This is a genomic window from Paraburkholderia sp. FW306-2-2C-D06C (assembly GCF_058781505.1).
Window position 1 is genome coordinate 1 of the sequence record NZ_JBYSWU010000120.1, and the last position, 3,483, is coordinate 3,483.

Annotated in this window: 1 protein-coding gene; it reads left to right on the forward strand. The window is 59.1% G+C overall.

Features of this window, described 5'->3' with window-relative positions; genetic code table 11:
- The first annotated feature begins 177 nt into the window (after positions 1-177).
- Positions 178-3,327, forward strand: a complete 3,150-nt coding sequence (locus AC3WLT_RS37020) for an error-prone DNA polymerase (RefSeq protein ID WP_492596502.1) — start codon at positions 178-180, stop codon at positions 3,325-3,327.
- Positions 3,328-3,483 lie beyond the last annotated feature (156 nt).

The window sequence follows — 3,483 nt, forward strand, 5'->3', positions numbered from 1 at the left end:
CCCCATCACATCTGATGGGAATCAGATTGCCCCAGTCCCGCCATTACGAACAGACGGTACAGATCGAGTGCTTACGAAGACCAGAGCTGTTTCTGGATATATCGTGAGCGCAAAAGCAGCCGCGACGCAGAAGAAGAGCAGCGCTGGTTCCTCCATGGACTGTTTGGATGACGCGCCATGGACACAACCTTCAACGTTCTGCCGGCGTACGCCGAGCTGTTCTGCTTTTCAAATTTCACGTTCCTGCATGGCGCTTCTCACGCTGAGGAACTGGCCGAGCGCGCGGCGCAGCTCGGCTACTCGGGTCTGGCGATAACTGACGAATGCTCGCTCGCGGGTATCGTGCGGGCGCACGTCGCGGCCAAGGAAGCGAAGCTTCCGCTCGTCATCGGCTCGTACTTCCGGCTCGTCAATGCGGACGGCTCACCGGCGTTCGGTCTCATCCTCCTCGCCCAGAACCGCGAGGGATACGGAAACCTCTGCGAGCTGATTACGCTCGCCCGCACGCGTGCGCCGAAAGGCCAATATCGGCTGACGCCACAGGACCTGTCGCGGCCGGACCGGGAAAACAGCCACCTACGCGGCATGCTCGACTGCCTTGCGATACTCGTGCCCAACTTTCCCGCGAAAGAAAATGTGCTGGATGCGCAGCTTGAGTGGCTCGACCAGACATTTCCGGGGCGCGCGTGGTGCGGGTTGGTGCTTCATCAGCGGGCGATGGACGACATCCACCGCGGCACCGTCGAATACGTTGCCGACAGCCATGGCATCCCAGTCGTCGCGCTCGGCCACGTGGTGATGCACGTGCGCTCGCGCAAGCCGTTGCAGGATACGTTGACGGCTATCCGTGTGGGCAGACCAGTGCACGAATGCGGATACGACCTGGCGCCAAACGCGGAGCAGCATCTGCGTTCCCGACTGCGACTCGCAAACCTTTATCCGGAGTACGCGCTCAGCGAGACGACCAACGTCCTCGCGCATTGCACGTTTTCGCTCGACGAACTTCGATACGAGTATCCAGGCGAACTCGTGCCAGCCGGCTTCACGCCGGCGGCGTACCTCCGGCAGGAGACGTACGTCGGTGCCCAGCGGCGTTTTCCTTCGGGCATTCCGCACAACGTTCAGGAGCAGATTGAACACGAGCTTGAGCTGATTGCAGACCTGCAGTACGAGCGGTACTTCCTCACCGTATATGACATTGTGCGGTTTGCGCGCAGCCAGCACATCCTGTGTCAGGGCCGAGGCTCGGCCGCCAATTCGGCTGTGTGCTACTGCCTGGGCGTCACGGAAGTTGACCCGGCGCGCGGCAACATGCTTTTCGAACGATTCATTTCGAAGGAGCGCGGTGAGCCGCCGGACATCGATGTCGACTTTGAGCACCAAAGACGTGAGGAAGTTATCCAGTACATCTATCGCAAGTACGGCCGCAACCGTGCGGCGATTGCTGCGGCCGTATCGACATACCGTGCGCGCGGCGTGTTGCGGGAAACAGGCAAGGCGCTCGGAGTCGACATGCAGATTGTCGATGCAGTGGCAAAGTCTCATCAATGGTTTGATAACAGTGAAGACCTGCTCAAGCGCTTCGAAGAGTTCGGGCTGAATCCGGAGACGCCTATCATCCGGGCGTGGGCATCACTGGCAGCGCAACTGTACGGTTTTCCCCGGCACCTGTCGCAGCACTCGGGCGGCTTTGTTATCAGTCGCGGAAAGCTCACGCGCCTCGTGCCTGTTGAAAATGCTGCCATGGCCGAGCGCAGTGTCATCCAGTGGGACAAGGACGACCTCGAGTCACTTGGCCTGCTCAAGATTGATGTGTTGGCGCTGGGGATGTTGTCGGCTATTCGCCGCACGCTCGACCTTGTGTCGGAGCAGCGGGGCGAGCGATTCGAGATGCAGGACATACCAGCAGAAGACCCGCAAACCTACGAGATGATTTCGCGCGCGGACACTGTTGGCGTATTTCAAATCGAGTCGCGCGCGCAGATGTCGATGCTGCCACGATTGAAACCACGTACGTTCTATGACCTGGTCATCGAAGTTGCCATCGTACGCCCGGGACCAATTCAAGGTGGCGCCGTTCATCCGTATCTGCAGTGCCGACAGGGATTTGAGCCGGTGACTTACCCCAGCAAGGCGCTTGAGACGGCGTTGGGCCGCACGCTGGGCGTTCCGATTTTTCAGGAACAGGTGATGCAAGTGGCCATCCTGGCGGCCGGATTCACTGCCGGAGAAGCGGACCAGTTGCGAAGAGCGATGGCAGCCTGGAAGCGCAAAGGTGGTCTGGATAAATACTACGACCGCATCGTCAACGGTATGCTCGAGCGAGGGTACGACAAGACATTCGCGGATGGCATCTTTCAGCAGATTCTCGGCTTCGGCGAATACGGTTTTCCAGAAAGCCATGCCGCCAGCTTCGCGCTGCTGGTGTATGCGAGCAGTTGGCTAAAGTGTCACGAGCCGGAAGCGTTTCTCGCGGCGATGTTGAATTCACAGCCCATGGGTTTTTATTCGCCGTCGCAACTCGTTCAGGATGCGAAGCGGCACGGGGTCCAGGTACTGCCGGTAGACGTCACGATAAGTGGCTGGGACTCGTCACTTGAGCACATAGATGGAGCTGCGAATCCAGCCGTCAGGCTCGGTATGTCGTTGCTCCGAGGCATGCGCGACGGCGCCGCAGAGCGTATTGGGAATGCGCGAGCCGTGCGGCAGTTCACGACAGTGCCCGACCTCGCGCGGCGCGCTCAGTTGGACCGCCACGACCTGCAGGTGCTTGCCGCGGCGAACGCACTGTCATCTCTTGCGGGCAATCGGCGTGAAGCGTTGTGGCAGTCGGTTGCCTCCGTGCCTGACAAAGACATGCTCTCGGTTGCGAAGGTTGAAGACGAAACACCAGAGCTGGGTGCGCCCTCCGAAGCGGAAGATATCGTCGGTGACTACCGGTCGACGGGGCTAACACTGGGACGACATCCTCTTGCGCTACTGCGCCCCCAGTTGCTCGCCAACAAACTGATGCCTGCCTCAACGTTGCAGACCTATCGAAACGGCCGGCTCGCTCGCGGCTGCGGCATCGTCACCGTGCGTCAACGGCCAGAGACTGCAAAGGGCGTTATTTTTATCACCATTGAAGACGAGACGGGCAACGTCAACGTCATCGTCTGGCCCAAAGTGCTTGAGAAGCAGCGCAAGGAAGTCCTTGGCGCATCGTTACTCGGAGTGCTTGGCGTATGGCAGTGCGAAGGTGAGGTACGACATCTCGTGGCTCAACGCCTCATCGACATGTCGTATCTGCTCGGCGAACTGCCATCCATGAGCCGTAATTTCCATTGATTGCTCAATCCTGGGCATGAGACCGCCGCCAGGCACGCGTTGTTGTTTCAAGCGATTCGTTTCAACACACGAATACATCCCTAGTGTTCTGAGTTAGAAATTCATTGAAAGATGTCAATCCCGTACTAAAGTGTCTTGTATGGCACTTGATACGGG

What these genes read in the sequence shown, in the direction of transcription:
- AC3WLT_RS37020 (WP_492596502.1), top strand. Translation starts at nt 178, where the DNA reads ATGGACACAACCTTCAACGTTCTGCCGGCGTACGCCGAGCTGTTCTGC.